Source organism: Rhodanobacter sp. OR87 (genome assembly GCF_000473345.1).
Classification (GTDB): Bacteria; Pseudomonadota; Gammaproteobacteria; order Xanthomonadales; family Rhodanobacteraceae; genus Rhodanobacter; species Rhodanobacter denitrificans.
Window position 1 is genome coordinate 50666 of record NZ_AXBJ01000022.1, and the last position, 20013, is coordinate 70678.

The window sequence follows — 20013 nt, forward strand, 5'->3', positions numbered from 1 at the left end:
GCCGGCGTGGCGGCGTGACGCTCAGCCCGCGTCGTGGCCGGGCAGGTGGCGGCCGCCGCCGCGGGACAACCAGGCGTAGTACAGCAGCGGAATCACCAGCAGGGTCAGCACGGTCGATACCAGCACGCCGAACACCAGCGACACCGCCAGGCCCTGGAAGATCGGGTCGCCGAGGATGAAGAACGCGCCGAGCATCGCCGCCAGCGCGGTGAGGATGATCGGCTTGGCGCGCACCGCGCCGGCCTCGACCACGGCGGCTTCCAGGCTCAGCCCCGCCGCCAGCGAATGGTTGATGAAGTCCACCAGCAGGATCGAGTTGCGCACGATGATGCCGGCCAGCGCGATCATGCCGATCATCGAGGTGGCGGTGAACTGCGCGCCGAACAGCCAGTGGCCCGGCATCACGCCGATCACGGTCAGCGGGATCGGCGCCATGATGATCAGCGGCACCAGGTAGCTGCGGAACTGCCCGACCACCAGCAGGTAGATCAGCAGCAGGCCCATCGAGTAGGCGATGCCCATGTCGCGGAACGTCTCCAGGGTGATCTCCCACTCGCCGCTCCAGCGCACCGAGAAGCCGCTGTCGCCGGTCGGCGGCCCGGTGAACTCCTGCGCCAGCTGATGGCCGCGCAGGCGCGTCTGGCCGATCTTGCCGACCAGCCGGAACATGCCGTAGACCGGGCTGTCCTCGCTGCCGGCGTCGTCGCCGGTGACGAAGGCGTAGGGCAGCAAGTCCTTGTGGTAGACCGCGTCGGCCCACGGCCGGGCAACCACCTTCACCACCTCGGAGATCGGCACCAGCTGGCCCGCGGCGGAGCGCACGCGCAGCGTGAGCACGCTGTCCAGCGAGCCCAGCGCGGCCGGCGGCAGCCGCAGCACGATCGGCACCGCGTACTTGGCGTTCTCGTCCGCCACGTAGCTGGCCGGCATGCCGCCCAGGCCGGCGCGCAGGGCGTCGACGATGTCGGCCTGGCTGATGCCCAGCGCGGCCGCGCGCGCGCGGTCGATCTCGACCAGCCGGCGCGTCGCCTGCGGGTTCTCCGTGCTCAGGTTGACGTCGACGATGCCCGGCGTGCGCTCGAACAATTGCGCCAGCGCCAGCGCGACGGCGCGCTGGTCGCGGTAGTCCGGCCCGTAGATCTCGGCCGCGATCGGCGCCATCACCGGCGGCCCCGGCGGCACCTCGGCCACCACCAGGCGGGCGTGGAAGCGCTGCGCCACCGCCGCCAGCGCCGGGCGCACCGCCAGCGCGACCTGGTGGCTCTGCCGCTGGCGCTCGCCCTTGTCGACCAGGTTGACCTGGATGTCGCCCTGGTACGGCTGGTTGCGCAGGTAGTACTGGCGCACCAGGCCGTTGAAGTTCATCGGCGCCGAAGTGCCGGCGTACAGCTGGTAGTCCTTCACCTCCGGCACGCCGTCCAGCACGCGGCCGAGCTCGACCAGCACGCGCTGGGTCTGCTCCAGGGTCGAGCCCTCGGGCATGTTCAGCACCACCTGGAACTCGGACTTGTTGTCGAACGGCAGCATCTTCAGCACCACCAGCTTGACCCCGGCCAAGCCGGCGGCCAGCAGCACCAGCACGGTCATGCCGAGGAACAGCCGGCGCCGGTTGCGCGCCGCCTTCGGGTGGCCGAGGAACGGACGCATTACGCGGGTGAACAGGTGCTGCAGGAAGCCGTCGATGCGCGAGTGCTCCGCCGCGCCGGCCGCCGGCGCGTGGCGGCGCAGCAGCTGGTAGGCCAGCCACGGCGTGACCACGAAGGCCACCGCCAGCGAGATCAGCATGCCGACCGAGGCGTTGATCGGGATCGGCCGCATGTACGGCCCCATCAGCCCGCCGACGAAGGCCATCGGCAGCAGCGCGGCGATCACCGTGAAGGTGGCCAGGATGGTCGGCCCGCCCACTTCGTCCACCGCGGCGGGAATCGCCTGCAGCAGGCTCTTGTCGCCGCGCGCCATGTGCCGGTGGATGTTCTCCACCACCACGATCGCGTCGTCGACCAGGATGCCGATCGAGAAGATCAGCGCGAACAGCGAGACGCGGTTGATGGTGAAGCCGATCGCCCACGAGGCGAACAGGGTCACCGCCAGCGTCACCACCACGGCGGTGCCGACCACCACCGCCTCGCGCCAGCCCAGCGCCAGCAGCACCAGCAGCACCACCGCCAGCGCGGCCAGGCCCAGGTGCAGCATCAGCTCGTCGGCCTTGTCGTTGGCGGTCTGCCCGTAGTCGCGGGTCACCGTGGCGTGCACGCCGGCGGGGATGTCCACCCCGCGCAAGGCGTCCAGCCGCTCGCGCACGGCGCCGGCGATGGTGTGGGCATTGCTGCCGGCCTTCTTGGCGATCGCCAGGGTCACCGCCGGCGCCAGCCCGGCCAGCGGCCCGGCCCGGCCCGGCGGCGTGCCGAACGAGGCCAGCCGCGTCACGTGGTTGCTGCCCGCTTCCACGCGGGCCACGTCGGACAGGTACAGCGGACGGCCGTCGCTCAGCCCGATCACCAGCTGCGCCACCTCGTCCGCATTCATCAGCAAGCTGCCGGCCTTGACCGGCAGGTCGCGGTTGCCGCCGATCTCGCTGCCGGCGTCGACCGCCACGTTGGCCGCCTTCAGCGTGCGCACCAGATCGGCGACGCCGAGCTGATGGGTGGCCAGTCTGGCCGGATCCAGCTCGACCATCACCGCCCGCTCCGGCGCGCCGATGGTGTAGACGTCGCGCGTGCCGGGCACGCGCTTGAGCTCGGTCTCCAGCGTGTGCGCCACCTTGGCCAGCTGCTCGGGCGTGGCCTCCGGGCGGTCGGACCACAGGGTCACCGCCATCATCGGCACATCGTCGATCCCGTACGGCTTCACCAGCGGCTGGCCGACGCCGAGCCCCGGCGGCACCCAGTCGGCGTTGGAGTACAGCTTGTTGTACAGGTCCACCAGCGCCTGCTGGCGCGGCACGCCGACGTCGAACTCCACCGTCACCACCGCCATGCCGGCGCGGCTCATCGAGTAGACGTGCTTGACGCCCTTGATCTCGCCGACCTTCTGCTCCAGCGGAAAACTCACCAGGTTCTCGACGCTCTGCACGCTGGCGCCGGGATACGGCACCAGCACGTTGGCCATGGTCACTTCGATCTGCGGGTCTTCCTCCTTCGGCGTGATGATCGTCGCGGCGATGCCCAGCAGCAGCCCGGCCAGCGCCAGCAGGGGCGTGATCTGCGAGGCCTGGAACGCGCGCGCGATGCGCCCGGAGATACCCAGTCGGGCCGGCTCAGTCATGGGCGGAGGCGCCGCTGGAAGGCTGGCCGGCCGCGTGCCGCGCGACCAGCCAGGCACGCGCCGCCTGCGGGTCGCGGGCCACGCGCTCGCCGTCGTCGAGCCCGGCCAGGATCTCGACCTGCTCGCCCTCGTGCGCGCCGAGGCGCAGCTGGCGCAGGCTCACCCCGTGCGCGTCGATCACGTAGGCGCCGACCAGCTCGCCGCGCCGCACCAGCGCCGAGGCGGGCAGCAGCAGGCGCTTCGCCGCGCCGGTGGCGAACGCCACCTTCACCGTCATGCCCGGATACAGGCCGCCGCTGTCCGCCGGCAACGGCAGGCGCACGTTGAAGGTGTGGGTCTGGGGATCGGCGTAGGGGAACACCTCGACCGCGCCGGCCGCGATGCGCCGTTCGCCGCTCAGCACCTGTGCCGAGTGGAACTGGCGGATCGCCTCGACCGCGCTCTGCGGCACCTGCACGTTGACCCGCAGCTGGTCCAGCGCCTGCAGCTGGATCAGCGGCTGCGGCGACGGCGGCCCGGCCTGTACCGCCTCGCCCACGTGCACGAAGCGACGCGTGATGATGCCGGCGAACGGCGCGCGCAGCACGGTGTAGTCCAGCTGCTGGCCGACATTCGCCAGCTGCGCGCGCGCGGCATCGCGCGCCGCCCGGGCCGCATCGCGCGCGGCGCGCTGCTGGTCCATCTGCGCGGCGGACACGTAGCCTTTCGCGTAGACCGCCGCGATGCGCTCGAACGACGCCTGCGCATCCTTGTAGGTCGCCTCGGCCGAAGCCAACTGCGCCTGCGCGGCCTGGCGCGCGGATTGCTGCTCCACGTCGCTGAAGCGCACCAGCACGTCGCCCTTGGCCACCACGTCGTTGACGTCGTGCGGCAGTTCGCGCACGCGCGCATTGGTCTGCGCGGTGATGGTCACCTGCTGCACGGCCTCGACCACCCCGTCCCAGAGCTGCTGCCGCGGCGCGTCCTCCGCGTGCACGACTAGCGCCGCCAGGGCCGGCGGTTTCGCCGCGCCGGCGCCGGCGGATGGCTTGCCGCCGCAGCCGGCGAGCAGGCCGAGCGCCAGCAGCGCGGTGGGCAGCAGGCGGTGTCGGTGCATGCTCATGCGGCCTCGTCGATCATCCGCATCGTCGCGCTTTCGACCTCCTGCGCGATCGCGGCCAGCGAGGCATCCTGCGAGAGCATGCCGAGCATCGGCACCGGCTTGATCATGCCGATGCGCGTGCGGCCGTGTTCGGTGTACACCGAGATGCGGCAGGGCAGCGCCATGTTCATGCGCAGGTCGGTAGCCAGCACGCTGGCGGCGTGGCGCGGGCTGCACACCTCGAACACCTTGCATTGCTCGGCGAACGGAAAGCCCTTGCCGCGCAAGGTGGCGCCCAGGTCGTGCACGTGCAGCACGCCGAACTGGTGGCGTTTGACCGCGGCGTCGAGATCGCTGACCGCGTCCTCGAACGATTTTGCCGATTCCACAATGTAGTACATGGTGCCTGCCTCACTCGCGCGCGGCGCGTTCACGACTTGACCGCGCAGGCCGGCTTCAGGCCGAGCTTGCGCAGGACGGTGGCCAGCGGGCAGAAGCCGCTGAAGGCGGACTGGAACAGGTTCAGTCCGACAAAGGCGGTCAGCCACAACCAGCCGGGCGACACGAAGTGGGCGAGGCCCAGGCTGATCAGGATCACCGCGCCGGCGAAGGCTCGTACCGCGTTTTCGATGGTCATGTTGTTCTCCTGCAGTGGATGGAGGGTGGCGCGGCGTGTCGGCCCTTCATGGGGGCAGCCTCGCTGCGGGCGGTCATGGAGCCGGCGTCTCGTCGGCCTTGACGTCCGGTTTCAGGCGGTCGATGCCGAACGCCTCCATGATGGTTTTCTCGTAGATCGGGTCGGCCTGGCCCTTGCGCATCTTGCGCAGGAAGTACTTCTCGTAGGCGACCTTGGCCAGGTGCACCCATTTGCCGGTCATCGCCTTGGTCACGTTGCGCGGCGGAATCTGCGGCAGGGCGATGAAGGCGAAGCCGCGGTCGCCCATGTCGGCCAGGCACATCGCGTTCCAGGTGGCGCGCGCGTGCGGCGGCCGGCCGGCGATGGCGTCGCGCAGGTTGTGCGCGATGGCGGTGACCATCGACTCGATCATCAGCCCGGTCTTGGGCGCGCCGGTGGGCACCGGGGTCACTTCCACCGGCGGAATCGCCACGCACACGCCGGCGGCGTAGACGTTGGGGTAGCTCGGGTTGCGCTGGAATTCGTCGATCAGCACGAAGCCGCCCGGATTGACCAGGCCCTCGACGTCCTTCACCGCGTCGACGCCGGCAAACGAGGGCAGCAGCATCGAGAAGGCAAACGGCAGCTCGTGCTGCTGCTGCAGCTGGCCGCGTTCGTCCAGCTGCTCGACATGCATCTTGCCGGATTCGACCGAGGTCACCCGCGCGTTGGTGATCCACTTGATGTGGCGCTGGCGCAGTTCCGATTCGAGCAACCCCTTGGAGTCGCCGATGCCGCCCAGGCCCATGTGGCCGATGTACGGTTCGGCGCTGACGTAGGTCATCGGCACCCGGTCGCGCAGCTTGCGCCGGCGCAGGTCGGTGTCCACGATCATCGCAAACTCGTAGGCGGGGCCGAAGCAGCTGGCGCCCTGCGCTGCGCCGATCACGATCGGCCCCGGGTGCTTCAGGAACTCCTGGTAGGCCAGCCAGGCGCGATGCGCGTGCGGGCCGGTGCAGATCGACTGCGTGAACCCGTCCGGCCCGCTGCCCGGCACCCGCTCGAACGCCAGGCGCGGCCCGGTGGTGATCACCAGGTAGTCGTAATCGAGCGTGCGCCCGTCGCCCAGCTCGATCCGGTTGTCCGCCGGGCGCACCTTGCTGGCGCTGGCGTCGATGAAATGGATGTCGCGCCGGGCCAGCGGCTGGGCGACGTCCACCCGGATCTCGTCCTGCCCGCGCCAGCCCACCGCCACCCAGGGGTTGGACGGCGTGAAGTTGAATTGCGGCCCCTCGCCGACCACGGTGATCGCGTGTTCGCTGCCCACGGTGTCGCGGATCTCGTAGGCCGCCGACATGCCGCCCAGGCCTGCTCCAAGGATGATGATGTTTGCCATGGCTCGACACTCCTCTGGGGTGTGTGGAAACGGGACTGCTCATCTCGGCTGAAGCCAGTTGCCACGGTAGGCGCTGGTGCGGTGCGGCGGCTTGACCAGGGTCAACATCCGCGAATAGAAAAATCTACATTAGATATAGCTTATTTAGATGGCTGTGCTAAAGTCAAGCCCTGACATCCCGCGGACCGACCTGCCCGGAGGCGCAGCCATGCCGTTACCGAACCATGCGGACCTGGGCGCCATGCGTGCCTGCGCCGACGATGCGTCGCGGCTGCTCAAGGCGCTCGGCAACGCCCAGCGCCTGCGCGTGTTGTGCCTGCTGGTCGACCACGAAATGTCGGTGGGGCAGATCAATGAGCAGTTGCCCGACCTGGCCCAGTCCGCGCTCTCGCAGCACCTGGCCAGGCTGCGCGAGGAAGGCCTGGTGACCACGCGGCGCGAGTCGCAGACCATCTGGTACGCGCTCGCGCCGGGGCCGGCCGAACGGATCATCGACGCGCTGTATGGCATCTATTGCGCGCCTGCGGAAAAATCGCGCACACGGAAGTCGCGGGCCTGAGCCGCGCGCGGCCGCGCTTCGATCACCCAACGGGGGAGCCTCCATGCCACAGCCCGACGTGACGGCGTTCTTCCACGCCGCCAGCCACACCTTCAGCTACGTGGTGGCGGACCCGGCCACGCGCCGCGCCGCGGTGATCGACGCGGTGCTCGACTACGACGCGGCGTCCGGGCGCAGCGGGCACGCGTCGGCCGACACGCTGGTGGCGTTCGTGCAGGCGCAGGGGCTGGCGGTCGACTGGATCATCGAGACGCACGTGCACGCCGACCACCTGTCGGCCGCGCCGTACGTGCAGGCGCAGCTTGGCGGCCGGATCGGCATCGGCGAGCACGTGCGCGCGGTGCAGGCGACCTTCGGCGAGCTGTTCAACGCCGGCGCCGGCTTCGCCCGCGACGGCAGCCAGTTCGACCACCTGTTCGCCGACGGCGAGCGCTACCTGGTCGGCGGCATCGAGGCGCAGGCGCTGCATACGCCCGGCCATACGCCGGCGTGCATGACGCACGTGATCGGCGATGCGGCATTCGTCGGCGACACCCTGTTCATGCCCGACTACGGCACCGCGCGCTGCGACTTTCCCGGCGGCGACGCGGCGACGCTGTACCGCTCGATCCGGCGCCTCTTCGAGCTGCCGGACCGCATGCGGATCTTCCTCTGCCACGACTACAAGGCGCCCGGCCGCGAGACGTTCGCGCACCAGACCACGGTGGCGGCCGAGCGCACCGGCAATGTCCACGTGCACGACGGCATCGGCGAGGCCGAGTTCGTCACCCTGCGCCGCGCGCGCGACGCCACGCTGGCCGTGCCGCCGCTGCTGCTGCCGGCAGTGCAGGTGAACATGCGCGCGGGCCGGCTGCCGCCGGCTGAGGACAACGGCGTGCATTACCTGAAAATCCCGCTGGATGCGTTCTGAGCAACGGCCACGCTGCGGCACAATGGCGGTTTGCCGCGGCCGGAGTGAGGGATGATCTACGTACTGCTCAGCGTGGCGTGCAGCGTGCTGGTGTCGGTGCTGCTGAAGCTGGCGCGGCGCTTCGACGTCGACGTGGGCCAGGCGATCGCCTGGAACTACGTAGTCGCCGCTGCGCTCACCGCGTGGCTGCTGCAGCCGTCGCTGGCCACGCTGTGCGCGCCGGGCGTGCCGAGGCTGGCACTGGCCGCACTGGGCATCCTGCTGCCCACGATCTTCCTGGCGCTGGCCGCGTCCGTGCGCCATGCCGGCATCGTGCGCAGCGACGCGGCGCAGCGCCTGTCGTTGCTGCTGTCGCTGCTGGCTGCGTTCGTGCTGTTCGGCGAACGGCTCACCGCATTCAAGGCGCTGGGCATCGCGCTGGGCCTGCTCGCCCTGCTGGGCATGGTCTGGCGCAGCGGGCACGGCACGGTGACGCGCGGCACGGCGGGGTGGCTGTATCCGTTGGCGGTATTCGCCGGCTTCGGCGTGATCGACATCCTGTTCAAGCGCGTGGCCCAGGCCGGCGTGCCGCTGGGCGCCTCGCTGCAGGCGATGTTCGCGCTGGCCCTGCTGGTCGCCTTCGCGCTGCAGCTGTGGCGGCGCGCGCGCGGGCAGGCCCGCTTCACCGCGCGCAGCGCGCTGGCCGGCGCGCTGCTCGGCCTGGCCAACTTCGGCAACATCCTGTTCTACCTGCGCGGCCACCGCGCGCTGCCGCAGCACCCGGCGCTGGTCTTCGCCAGCATGAACCTCGGCGTGGTCGCGCTGGGCGCGCTGGTCGGCCTGCTGCTGTTCCGCGAGCGGCTGAGCCGGCTCAACCTTGCCGGGGTGGGGCTGGCGTTGCTGGCGATCGGGGTGATCGCGCACGGTTGAGCAGTGACTTCTGGGCTATGAAATCGCGCTGCCGTGGTGCCTATGCTGCGACGCTTCGGGGCGGTGGCGCCCCAGCCATCGGGGGTTCCGGCCGTGCGCAAGCTTCCTTTCGTCGTTGCATTGTCCGCGCTGCTGCTGAGCACGGTCGCGGTCGCCGCACCGGACAAGAAAGACGACAAGGCCAAGCCGGAGCAGCCCGACGCGGCGCTGGTCGAGCCGCAGTCGTCGGCCAGCGAGGGTTCGGTGTCGGTCGAAGGCCATCGCGTCGACTACAAGGCGGTGGCCGGCACGCTGGTGCTGCACGGCACGGGCGACAAGGAAGACGAGCCGCAGGTCAGCATGTTCTACGTCGCCTACTTCAAGAAAGGCGCGGCGGCGACCAAGCGGCCGATCACCTTCATCTACAACGGCGGCCCCGGTTCGGCCACGGTGTGGCTGCACATGGGCGCGTTCGGCCCGAAGCGCGTGGTCACCAGCGACGACAGCCACACGCCGGCCGCGCCGTACGGGCTGGTCAACAACGACTACAGCCTGCTCGACGCCTCCGACCTGGTGTTCATCGATGCGCCCGGCGCCGGTTTCAGCCGGCTGATCGCCGCCGACACGGACAAGTCCAAGCGCGACGAGCAGATGAAGGAGCGCAAGAAGGCGACCTACGGCGTCGACGGCGACGGGCATGCGTTCGCCCAGTTCGTCACCCGCTTCCTGTCGAAGTACGACCGCTGGAACTCGCCGAAGTACCTGTTCGGCGAAAGCTACGGCACCACCCGCTCGGCAGTGCTGGCCAACATCCTGGAGAACGAGGACAGCGTCGACCTGAACGGGGTGATCCTGCTCTCGCAGATCCTCAGCTTCGACACCAGCATCGACGGGCCGGAGTTCAACCCGGGCATCGACCTGCCGTACGAGCTGGCGCTGCCGACCTTCGCCGCCACCGCGTTCTACCACCACAAGCTGCCGCAGCAGCCGGCCGCGCTGGAGCCGTTCCTGCGCGAGGTGGAGCAGTACGCGCTGGGCGACTACGCGCAGGCGCTGATGGCCGGCTCGCGCCTGGACGACGCGCGCAGGCAGGCGGTGGCGCAGAAACTGCACGAGTACACCGGCCTGCCGGTGGCCTACCTGCTGAAGGCGAACCTGCGCGTGACCGGCGGCATGTTCGAGCACGAACTGCAGACCGACGGTGACATCACCACCGGCCGGCTGGACAGCCGCTTCGCGGGGCCGTCGATCGACCCGCTGAGCAAGGATTCCGAGTACGACCCGCAGTCCTCGGCAATCAGCTCGGCCTACGTGGCCGCGTTCAACGACTACGTGCGGCGCGAGCTGAAGTTCGGCCAGGGCCGGCAGTACCGGCTGTTCGCCGACATCGACCACTGGGACTTCTCGCACAAGGCGCCCGGCGTGCACGGCGAGGCGCTGCAGTCGTCGACCAACGTGATGCCGGACCTGGCCATGGCGATGAAGACCAACCCCAACCTCAAGGTCTATCTGCACGGCGGCTACTACGACCTGGCCACGCCGTACTTCGCCGCCGACTACGAGATGCACCACCTGCCGATCCCGGCCAGCCTGGAGGCCAACATCAGCTATGCGTGGTATCCGTCCGGGCACATGGTGTACGCGCACGAGACTTCGCTGAAGCAGCTGCACGACAACGTCGCGCGCTTCATCGGGCAGACCGACAACGTCAAGTAGCCGGCTTGCGCCTGGCGCCGCGCCCGGACGGCGCGCTGTGCCGCGGCGCAGTGGAGCCGCGCACCACCAGTTCCGGGCTGAAGCCTTCGTTGCGGCTGTCGATCGGCTCGCCGTTGGCTTCGCGCTGCAGGTCGCCGATCAGCCGCTGCGCGGCGTGCCGCGCGATGTCCTCGGTGGCCTGGCGCGCGGTGGTCAACGCGGGCCAGGACTGCTTGGAGAACGGGCTGTCCTCGAAGCCGGCGATCGACAGTTCGTACGGCACGTTGATGCCGTCCGAGTGCGCGGCGGCCAGCACGCCGGCGGCGATCTCGTCGTTCGAGCCGAAGATCGCGCTGGGGCGGTCCTTCAGCGCCAGCAGTTTGCGCGCGCCGCGAAAGCCGTCGTCGAAGGTGTAGTCGCCGGGCACGATCAGCTTGCGGTCGAGCGCGATGCCGTAATCCTTCAGCGCATCCTCGTAGCCCTGGTAGCGTTCCTGGCTGGAGCGGTGCTCGCTGCCGCCCCACAGGAAACCGATGCGCTGGTGGCCGAGCTGGATCAGGTGCTCGGTGATCGCGTAGGCCGCGTCGCGGTCGTCGACGTAGACGCAGGGCGAGCCGTCGGCGGGATCCTCGCGCGCGGAGATGATGCGGATGAACGGCACCTTGGCCGCGCTCAGCGCGTGGATCAGCGCCGGCTGCTCGGACATCGGCGGCGCCAGCACCAGCCCGGCCAGGCGCGAGCGATGCACCAGCTCGCGCAGTTCCTCGGCCAGCTTCGGCGAGGACGAGTCGCACGGATGGATCTGCAGGCCGAAGCCGCTCGAACGGCACGCCGCCAGCACGCCGCGCTGCAGATTGATGATGTAGTGCGCGTTCGGGTTGTCGTAGACCAGGCCGATCGCGTAGGCGCGGGTGCTGCGCAGGCTGCGCGCGGACGGGTCGGGCTGGTAGCCGAGCGCGTCGATCTCGCGCTGCACCTTCTCGCGCGTGCGCGCGTGCACCGACGGTTCGTTGTTGATCACCCGCGAGACGGTCTTCAGCGAGACGCCGGCCCGTTCCGCGACATCCTTGATGGTGGCGCTGCGCACCCGCTGAACCTCGTGTATCGAAAGGAATGGTCGCCGGTCGCGCCATCGTGCCGGCAGCGCCGCACGCGTCGGTGCAGCGGCGTGAGCATCCTAGCCTAGAGCCCGGGCCGTAGCGAATCCGTGTGCTGGCCGACCCGGTGGCCGGCCAGTCCGTAGTACAGGATGTACAGGTAGCACGGCACCATCAGCAGGGCGAAGGCGAGCTGGAAATCGACGTGCTGCTTCAGGTGCACGAACAGCTGCGGCACCACCGCACCGCCGGCGATCGCCATGATCAGCAGCGCCGAGCCGCGCTCGGTCAGGCTGCCCAGGCCCTTGATCGCCAGCGGGAAGATCGCCGGCCACATCATCGCGTTGGCGAAGCCGAGCGCGGCGACGAAGCCGACCGAGACGTAGCCGCGGCTGAGGTAGGCGCCGATCGAGAACAGCACGCCGAGCACCGCCGAGATCGCCAGGTAGCGCTGCTGCGAGACGAAGCGCGGGATCAACAGCAGGCCGACGACATAGCCGATCAACATGCCGCTGAGGGTGAACGCGGTGAAGAACTTGGTCTGGTCGAGCGGCAGATGGAAGCTGGCGCCATACGTGCCGATCGCATCGCCGGCCATCACCTCGACGCCGACGTAGAGGAACAGGCACAGCACGCCCAGCCACAGGTGCGGGACCTGCAGAATGCCGGTGCGCGCCGCGCCGGTGCGGACGGGGGTGCTATTCGCCGTGGTCGCCTCGATGTCCGGCAGCGAGGAGCGCGCAATCCAGATCGCCAGCAGCGCGAGGATGCCGGCCATCACCAGGTACGGCGCGTGGATCTTCGCGGCAAATTCGTTGAGCAGCAGTTCACGTGCGGTCGGGTCGGCCGCCTTCACCTTCGCATCGAGATCGCCGATACCGTTCAGCACGAGCGTGCCGATCAGCAACGGCGCCAGGATGCCGGCGACCTTGTTGCAGATGCCCATGAACGCGATGCGTTGCGCCGCGCTGTCGATCGGCCCGAGGATGCTGATGTACGGGTTCGAGGCGGTCTGTAGCAGCGACAGCCCGGCGCCGATCACGAACAACCCGGTCAGCGCGCCGGCGAACTCGCGCCAGCTGACGAACTGGCCGAACAGCACCGCGCCGATCGCCATCACGAACAGGCCCAGCGCCATGCCCCTCTTCATGCCGGTGCGGCGCAGGATCAGCGACGCGGGCAGCGAGAACACCAGGTACGACACGTAGAACGCCGACGGCACCAGGAACGCGTAGACGTCCTCGACCTGGAACGCCAGCTTGACGAAGGTGATCAGCGGCCCGTTGAGCCAGGTGACGAAGCCGAAGATGAAGAACAGCAGGCCGATGATCAGCATCGGGCCGAGGTGGGTGCGGTCGGACGGCGCCGCCGCCAGCGTGGTTGCCATGGATGGTGCTCCCCGGAGTCGCCGTGCCGCCCGGCCGGATGGCCGGGGCAGGCAGGAATGTCTCCTTAATTGCCGAAAAGTGCAACGTTGTCAATCCGTCGTCTAGATCGGCCCCCGGCAGGTGGTCGTGGCCGCACCGTTTGGACGGCCATCGCGAGCTGCCCCTGTGGCGGTGCAGCAGGCCGCCGCCTCGTGGCGCAATTACATGCATATGCACTGCAAAAGGCCATTTGTACGATCTCATGACGAGCGGCTGCGGAGTGCCATGACAGCTATGCTGCGTCGCCACATCGAATCTCCGGAAAATTTTTTCCCGCCCGGTTGACAACGTTGTCATTCCGACAGCAGACTCCGCCCGAATCAGGCCGTACCCGGCGCGCGTCCGCGCAGTCGGGTCGGGGAGTCACCGGCCACGGGAGAACGCAGTGGGGGAAGTCGCGAACCAGCGTCATGCGGCGGCAGCGTCGGCGACGGCCGTGGCCGACGCGTCGGCAGCGAACGGGGTCGGTGCGCCAGGGCCGGGTCCGCAGCAGCCGTTCCTGGCTGCCGACGTCGGCGGCACGCATGCGCGCATCGGCCTGGTCGTCGGCAACACGAACGGCCCGTGCCCGGTCAGCGTGCTGCACTACCACCGCTACAGCTGCGCCGAGTGGCCCGGGCTCACCGCGATGCTGCGGGACTTCGTCGCGCAGCTGGCGAACACGCCGCACGCGGCGCTGCGCAGCCAGCTGCACCATGGCGCGGTGGCCTGCGCCGGCTACGTGCTGGACGACGCGATCGTCAACGGCAACCTGCCGTGGCCGGTGTCGATCCGCGAGATCCGCGACGGCCTCGGCATCCGGCGGCTGGCGGTGATCAACGATTTCGAGGCGCTCGCCTACGCCACCCAGTTCATCGCCACCGACGAGACCCGGCCGATCATCGAGACCGCGCAGCCGGCGGCCAGCGGGCCGGTGTTGGTGATGGGGCCGGGCACCGGGCTGGGTTCGGCGGTGCTGCTGCCGGGCCACCCGCGCGCGCAGGTGCTGGCCACCGAGGCGGGCCAGGTATCGCTGGCGCCGGGCAACGAACGCGAGATCGAGATCCTGCGCCTGTTCCGCCGCGAGCGTGCGCACGTGTCGTTCGAGGATGCGCTGTCCGGCCCCGGCCTGCTGAAACTCTACGGCGCGCTGTGCGAACTGCGCGGCAGCCCTTTGCGCCTGCTGACCCCGGCCGAAGTCACCATGGCCGCGCTGGCCGGCGGCGATGGCGCCGCGGTGGAGGCGCTGGAGGTGTTCTGCGGCCTGCTCGGCAGCTTCGTCGGCGACCTGGTGCTGCTGTACGGCGCCCGCGGCGGGGTCTACCTGGCCGGCGGCATCCTGCCGCAGATCCAGCCGTTCCTGCTGGCCAGCCGCTTCGCCGAACGCTACTTCAACAAGGGCGTGATGCGCGCCTACCTGCAACAGGTTCCCGTACGACTGATCGAGCACGGCCAGCTTGGTGTCATTGGCGCCGCAGGCTGGTTTCTGGATGAGCGTTCAGGAGAGTGAGATGAACGCCATCCGGCGACACGGCGCCAAGCCAAACCACTACACAACGTCCGCGACCGTCGTCATGCCGGTCTTGATTCAAGCCAGCCTCTGAGGGGAGGAGATCATGAACAACCGCAAGACATTGCTCGCCGCGAGCATCATCGCCAGTCTGTGCGTATCCGGCGCGCTGTACGCGCAGGATGCCGCGCAGAGCGGCCCCGCCGCCCAGAGCCGCGCCGACAAGGCGAAGGCGAGGGAGCTCGCCACGGTTACCGTCGTCGGCATCCGCGACAGCGAGGCCGAATCGCTGGCGCTGAAGAAGGACGCCGCCTCGCACGTCGAGGTGGTCACCGCCGAGGACATCGGCAAGCTGCCGGCGAAGAACGTGGCCGACACGCTGCAGCGCCTGCCGGGCGTCAACATCAGCTCGTCCAGCGCCAGCGAGGGCGGCTTCGACGAGAGCGACCGCGTCAGCCTGCGCGGCACCGCGCCCAGCCTCACCCAGACCCTGGTCAACGGCCACAGCGTGGGCACCGGCGACTGGTTCGTGCTGAGCCAGGTGCAGACCGTGGGGCGCAGCGTCAGCTACACCCTGCTGCCATCGGAGATCGTCAGCCAGGTGGTGGTGCACAAGACTTCCGAGGCCCGCATCGTCGAAGGCGGCAGCGCCGGCTCGGTCGACATCATCACCCGCAAGCCGCTGGAGTTCGCCAAGCCGGTCACTGCCGAGGCGTCGATCGGCGGCGTGTACTCGGACCTGCCCGGCGACACCAAGCCGCAGTTCAGCGGCCTGTTCAACTGGAAGAACGACGCCAACACCGTCGGCGTGCTGGTGCAGGCCTTCTACGAGAAGCGCAGCCTGCAGCGCAACGGCCAGGAGATCGTGGGCGGCTACAACCAGATCGGCGCCAACGACCCGATCGCCGTCGCCCATCCGGACCTGGCCGGCGTCTACTACCCCAACCTCACCGGCGCGGCGCTGTTCACCCAGCAGCGCGAGCGCAAGGGCGGCGTGATCGACTTCGAGATCAAGCCCACCGACAACCTCACGCTGGACCTGAGCGGTTTCTACTCCAAGCTCAAGGCCGACAACTACAACCGCAACTACCTGATGTGGGCCAGCCAGTTCGTGCCCTCGGGTGCGGGCCTGCAGCCGGGCTACACGGTCAGCAACAACGTGCTGACCAACGCGGTGTTCGCCCCGGTCGCCGGCAGCACCACGCCGTACGGCGTGTACGACCAGATCTCGCGTCCCGGCGCCTCGTCCGAGTCCAAGTACCTCACGCTGGGCGCCGACTGGCGCGTCACCGACCACTTCGACCTGAAGGGCCAGATCGGCACCACCCGCGGCAGCGGTGCCAGCCCGACCCAGGACGTGATCGAGCTGGGCACCGCCGTGGGCGCGGGCGCGAACTGGATGATGCGCGGCATCGGCCAGCCGACCAACTGGAACCTGGGCGGCGACAACAGCTCGCCGTCGGGCATCTATCCGCAGGCCGGCTGGATCTTCGGCGGCCAGGGCATCAAGGTGAAGGACAAGGAGGACTGGGCGCAGTTCGACGGCGAACTCAGCTTCGACGACGGCGCGCTCACCTCGCTGCAGTTCGGCGGCCGCTACGCCAAGCACGAGCGCAGCAACCCGTTCGAGGTGGCGCAGGGGCCGAACTGGGCCTCCGACTGGCAGAACCCGGCCGCCTATCCGACCAGCCACCAGAACTACCCCGGCGACTTCGGCAGCTCGCTCGGCGGCAGCTTCCCGTCCGACATCTGGTACTACACGCCGGGCCAGCTGGCGCAGATCGATGCGCAGTTCGCCAACCGCGACCCGGTCAGCCGCTTCTACTTCAACGACATCTACAAGGTGCAGGAGAAGGATTCGGCCGCCTACGTGCAGCTGAACTGGGAGTCGGGCATCGCCAGCGGCAACGTCGGCGTGCGCTACGTGAAGACCGACGAGACCATCGGCTACACCAGTACCGCACCGGACGCGGAAGCCAGCAGCGTCACCGGCCCGATCACCGGCTCGGCGTTCGGCGACTACTACTGGAACGTCTACAAGCACAGCTACGGCAAGCTGCTGCCCAGCGCCAACCTGAAGTTCGACATCAACGACCAGTGGGTGGCACGCTTCGCCGCCTCGCAGACGATGACCCGTCCGGACTACTCCGCGCTGGCCGGCTCGGTGTCGGCCGACGACCTGACCCACACCGGCAGCGGCGGCAACCCCAAGCTGAAGCCGCTGATCTCGACCAACTTCGATGCGGCGGTGGAGTGGTACTTCGCACCGCGCGGCCTGCTGTCGGCCGGCGTGTACGCGATGAACCTGAAGGACTACGTCAGCTTCGGCAACCAGGTGCGCAGCTTCAAGGACCTGCAGGCCACCCAGAACGCCGGCCACGACGTCTACTCGGACTACCTGATCAGCGTGCCGACCAACGTCAACGGCAAGGTGCGCGGCGTGGAGCTGAACTACATCCAGCCGATCGGCGACAACTTCGGCGTGCAGGCCAACTACACCTACGCCGACGGTCATGCCACCGGCGACAAGCCGCTGCAGGGCACCTCGAAGAACACCTACAACGTGTCGGGCTACTTCGAGAACCAGCGCTTCAACGCCCGCATCAGCTACACCTACCGCTCGCAGTTCTACGCCGGCGTGAGCCGCACCGACACCTACTTCCAGCAGGGCATCGGCAACCTCGCCGCCTCGTTCGGCGTGAACATCACCGACTGGATGGCGCTGTCGCTGGACGCGATGAACCTCAACAAGCCGAAGCTGAAGTACTACACGCAGAACGCGGCCTACGGCAAACAGCCGTACGCGTTCTACGACAACGGCCGGCAGTACTACCTCAACCTGCGCTTCAAGCTCTGACGCCGAAGTTCGACCCCGGGCCACGGACGGCCCGCTCCTCCCCAACCGGGCCCGGACCGTGCGTTGCCGGGCCCGCTTTTTTGCTAGCGTGTTCCACTTGCCGCGACGGAGACCGCCGATGACCCGCCGTTTGATCCTGTTCGGCTGCGCGATTCTGGCGCTGGGCGGCGCCGGCTTCGTCCGTGCTGCCGCGCCGCCGGTGCCTGCGCTGTTGCCGCTGCCGGCGCAGCTGCACGTCGACGCCGGCCGCTTCACCGTCGATGCGCGCACGCCGATCGTGCTGGCCGACGATGCCGCCTCGACCCGGCGCACCGGCGCGTGGCTGGCCGGCCTGCTCGCGCACACCCGCGGCCTGCCGCTGCCGCTGCAACGCGGCGCGGCGACCACTGCACGCGCGATCGTGCTGCAACGCGATCCTGCTGCGCCGGTGGCGGACCGCGAGGGCTATGCGCTGGATATCACGCCGCAAGGCATCCGGGTCAGCGCGCGCGACGACGCCGGCCTGTTCTACGGCGCGGTAACCCTGTGGCAACTGCTCACGCCCGATGCGCAGCAGGGCGCGGTCGAGCTGCCGGCGCTGTCGATCCGCGACCAGCCGCGCTTCGCCTGGCGCGGGCTGATGCTGGATTCGGTGCGGCACTTCCAGAGCGTCGCCGAGATCGAGCGGTTGCTGGAGCAGATGGCCCAGCACAAGCTCAACACCTTCCACTGGCACCTCACCGACGACCAGGGCTGGCGCATCCAGATCAAGCGCTACCCCGAGCTCACCCGCATCGGCGCGTGGCGCACCTCGCCTGATGCCGGGCACGACGGCCAGCCGAGCCGCTACGGCGGCTACTACACCCAGGCGCAGATTCGCCGCATCGTCGCCTACGCCGCCGCGCGCCACATCACCGTGGTGCCGGAGATCGACATGCCGGGCCACGCGCAGGCTGCGGTGGCCGCGTATCCGCGGTTCAGCGTCACCGGCGCCCGTCCGCCGGTATCGGTCGACTGGGGTATCAACCCGTACCTGTACAACGTCGACGACGCCACCTTCACCTTCATCGAGAACGTGCTCGACGAAGTGATGGCGCTGTTCCCCTCGACCTACATCCACGTCGGTGGCGACGAGGCGATCAAGGACCAGTGGCAGGCCGCGCCGGCGGTGCAGGCGAAGATGCGCGCGCTCGGTATCGCCAGCGAAGACGCGCTGCAAGGCTGGTTCATCGGCCGCATCGGCCAGTACCTCGACAAGCATGGCCGCAAGCTGGTCGGCTGGGACGAGATCCTCGATGGCGACAACCTGCCGGCTGATGCCACCGTGATGTCCTGGCGCGGTACCGACGGCGCGATCAAGGCGGCGATGATGGGCCACGACGTGGTGCTGTCGCCCGCCCCGCAGCTGTATTTCGATCACGTGCAGGGCGACCTCGCTGACGAGTACGCCGGCCGCCTCGGCGTGGAATCGCTGCAGAGCGTGTACGCCTTCCCGACCGTGCCGGCCGTGCTGGGCGCGGCGCAGGCGAAGCACGTGCTGGGCGTGCAGGCCAACGTGTGGACCGAGCACATGCCCGCGTTCGCCCACGTGGAGCACGCCGTGTTCCCGCGGCTGGATGCGCTCAGCGAGGTGGCCTGGTCGCCAGCGACCGCGCTGAACTGGCCGGGCTTCCTCGCCCGTCTGCCGGTGCAGCTCGGGCGCTACCGCGCGCAGCACGTCAACGTGGCCGACAGCGCCTTCGCCGTGGAGATCGTCACCGAGCGCAACGTGGCGCTGGCCACCGGCCGCGCCACGGTGGCGCTGGCCAACCAGGCCGGCTTCGGCGTGATCCGCTACACCCTGGACGGCAGCGCGCCCACGGCCGACTCGCCGCGCTACGACGCGCCGCTGGTGCTGCAGCTGCCGGTCACCGTGCGGGCCGCCAGCTTCGCCGCCGACGGCAGCGCGCTGGCCGCCCCGCGCGAGCGCGTGCTCGATCGCGCCGGCCTGCTCGGCCTGCCCGGCGGCCTGCTGGCGAACTGCCCCGGCAGCGACTTCCGCCTGCGCCTGCAGCCCATGCCCGACGCGCCGAGCACCCAGCCGGTGTACGCGGTGAACGTGTTCGACGGCTGCCAGCTGTTCCCCGCCACGCGGATGGACGAGGTCGCCGCGATCCGCGTCGACGCGGTGCGGCTGCCGCGCAACTTCGCCCTGGCGCACGAGGCGAAGCTGGTGGTGTCGCGCCCGCGCGCCACGCCGTTCGGCGAGCTGGTGGTGCATGCCGACAGCTGCGCTGGCGTGGTGCTGGCCAGCATGCCGCTGCCCGATCCCGCCCGCGGCGCGCGCCGCTTCACGCTGCAGGCCGAGCTGCCGGCGCAGCAGGGTGAACGCGCGCTGTGCCTGATCTACACCGCGCCCACCGACGGGCCGCTGTACGCGATCGACCGCGTGGCGCTGGAGCCGTGAGTCGCGCCGTGCAGGCGGGCTCGGCTTGCTCCCTCCCCTGCTTGCAGGGGAGGGCCGGGGAGGGGTTCGCTTTTGATCTTTCCGGCGACCCCGAGCAACCCCCTCCCTGCCTCCCCCTTGTAGGGGGAGGTGTTCCCGCTCTTTTGTGCCTACTCGCTGCATGAAACGCCTCGCCTCGCTCGACGCCCTGCGCGGCTGCACCGTGGCGGCGATGCTGCTGGTCAACGATCCCGGCGACTGGGGGCACGTCTACTGGCCGCTGGAGCACGCCGCGTGGCACGGCTGCACGCCGACCGATCTGGTGTTTCC

The 20013-nt window shown here is 69.5% G+C and carries 14 protein-coding genes and 1 pseudogene; 8 read left to right on the forward strand and 7 right to left on the reverse strand.

Annotation, left to right across the window (positions count from 1 at the left end):
- Positions 1–21 precede the first annotated feature (21 nt).
- The 5 genes from RHOOR87_RS0115085 to RHOOR87_RS0115105 all read right to left on the reverse strand — a co-directional run bounded on the left by RHOOR87_RS0115085 (position 22) and on the right by RHOOR87_RS0115105 (position 6357).
- On the reverse strand, positions 22–3264 hold the full coding sequence (locus RHOOR87_RS0115085; protein ID WP_027485475.1) for an efflux RND transporter permease subunit: 3243 nt from the start codon (positions 3262–3264) through the stop codon (positions 22–24).
- Positions 3257–4366: an efflux RND transporter periplasmic adaptor subunit gene (locus RHOOR87_RS0115090; protein ID WP_027485476.1), complete on the reverse strand. Its 1110-nt coding sequence runs from the start codon at positions 4364–4366 to the stop codon at positions 3257–3259. The genes RHOOR87_RS0115085 and RHOOR87_RS0115090 overlap by 8 nt, the downstream gene beginning before the upstream one ends.
- Positions 4363–4746, reverse strand: coding sequence for a DUF302 domain-containing protein (locus RHOOR87_RS0115095; RefSeq protein ID WP_007510329.1), 384 nt, complete (start codon positions 4744–4746; stop codon positions 4363–4365). The genes RHOOR87_RS0115090 and RHOOR87_RS0115095 overlap by 4 nt, the downstream gene beginning before the upstream one ends.
- Positions 4747–4775: 29 nt before the next feature.
- Entirely contained in the window at positions 4776–4982 is a 207-nt protein-coding gene (locus tag RHOOR87_RS0115100) for a DUF2892 domain-containing protein (protein ID WP_007510330.1), read from the reverse strand.
- 73 nt (positions 4983–5055) lie between these two features.
- Positions 5056–6357, reverse strand: coding sequence for an FAD/NAD(P)-binding oxidoreductase (locus RHOOR87_RS0115105; protein WP_007510333.1), 1302 nt, complete (start codon positions 6355–6357; stop codon positions 5056–5058).
- Between the two features lie 208 nt (positions 6358–6565).
- On the opposite strand from RHOOR87_RS0115105, the gene RHOOR87_RS0115110 reads away from it, so the two are divergent.
- The 4 genes from RHOOR87_RS0115110 to RHOOR87_RS0115125 all read left to right on the forward strand — a co-directional run bounded on the left by RHOOR87_RS0115110 (position 6566) and on the right by RHOOR87_RS0115125 (position 10430).
- Positions 6566–6916 (forward strand): metalloregulator ArsR/SmtB family transcription factor, encoded by a 351-nt coding sequence (locus RHOOR87_RS0115110; protein WP_007510335.1) that lies wholly within the window; start codon positions 6566–6568, stop codon positions 6914–6916.
- Between the two features lie 43 nt (positions 6917–6959).
- The gene (locus tag RHOOR87_RS0115115; protein WP_027485477.1) at positions 6960–7826 is read left to right on the forward strand and encodes an MBL fold metallo-hydrolase; all 867 of its coding nucleotides are present in this window, start codon (positions 6960–6962) and stop codon (positions 7824–7826) included.
- A gap of 51 nt (positions 7827–7877) precedes the next feature.
- Entirely contained in the window at positions 7878–8735 is an 858-nt protein-coding gene (locus tag RHOOR87_RS0115120; protein ID WP_015446471.1) for a membrane protein, read from the forward strand.
- Positions 8736–8828: 93 nt separating this feature from the next.
- The gene (locus tag RHOOR87_RS0115125; protein WP_027485478.1) at positions 8829–10430 is read left to right on the forward strand and encodes a peptidase S10; all 1602 of its coding nucleotides are present in this window, start codon (positions 8829–8831) and stop codon (positions 10428–10430) included.
- Here the strand turns inward: RHOOR87_RS0115125 and RHOOR87_RS0115130 are convergent.
- Both RHOOR87_RS0115130 and RHOOR87_RS0115135 read right to left on the reverse strand, forming a co-directional pair.
- On the reverse strand, positions 10423–11496 hold the full coding sequence (locus RHOOR87_RS0115130) for a LacI family DNA-binding transcriptional regulator (RefSeq protein WP_027485479.1): 1074 nt from the start codon (positions 11494–11496) through the stop codon (positions 10423–10425). The two genes, RHOOR87_RS0115125 and RHOOR87_RS0115130, sit on opposite strands and share 8 nt — an antisense overlap.
- Positions 11497–11591: 95 nt before the next feature.
- On the reverse strand, positions 11592–12893 hold the full coding sequence (locus RHOOR87_RS0115135; RefSeq protein WP_027485480.1) for a sugar MFS transporter: 1302 nt from the start codon (positions 12891–12893) through the stop codon (positions 11592–11594).
- Between the two features lie 425 nt (positions 12894–13318).
- Between RHOOR87_RS0115135 and glk the strand changes: the two genes are divergently transcribed.
- The 4 genes and pseudogenes from glk to RHOOR87_RS20470 all read left to right on the forward strand — a co-directional run.
- Positions 13319–14422 (forward strand): glucokinase, encoded by a 1104-nt coding sequence (glk, locus tag RHOOR87_RS0115140; RefSeq protein ID WP_027485481.1) that lies wholly within the window; start codon positions 13319–13321, stop codon positions 14420–14422.
- 106 nt (positions 14423–14528) lie between these two features.
- Positions 14529–17279 (forward strand): TonB-dependent receptor, encoded by a 2751-nt coding sequence (locus tag RHOOR87_RS0115145; RefSeq protein ID WP_027485482.1) that lies wholly within the window; start codon positions 14529–14531, stop codon positions 17277–17279.
- Positions 17280–17397: 118 nt separating this feature from the next.
- Positions 17398–19704 (forward strand): family 20 glycosylhydrolase, encoded by a 2307-nt coding sequence (locus RHOOR87_RS0115150; protein ID WP_027485483.1) that lies wholly within the window; start codon positions 17398–17400, stop codon positions 19702–19704.
- 160 nt (positions 19705–19864) lie between these two features.
- Positions 19865–20013 (forward strand): annotated as a pseudogene (locus RHOOR87_RS20470) (DUF5009 domain-containing protein); the annotation flags it as partial.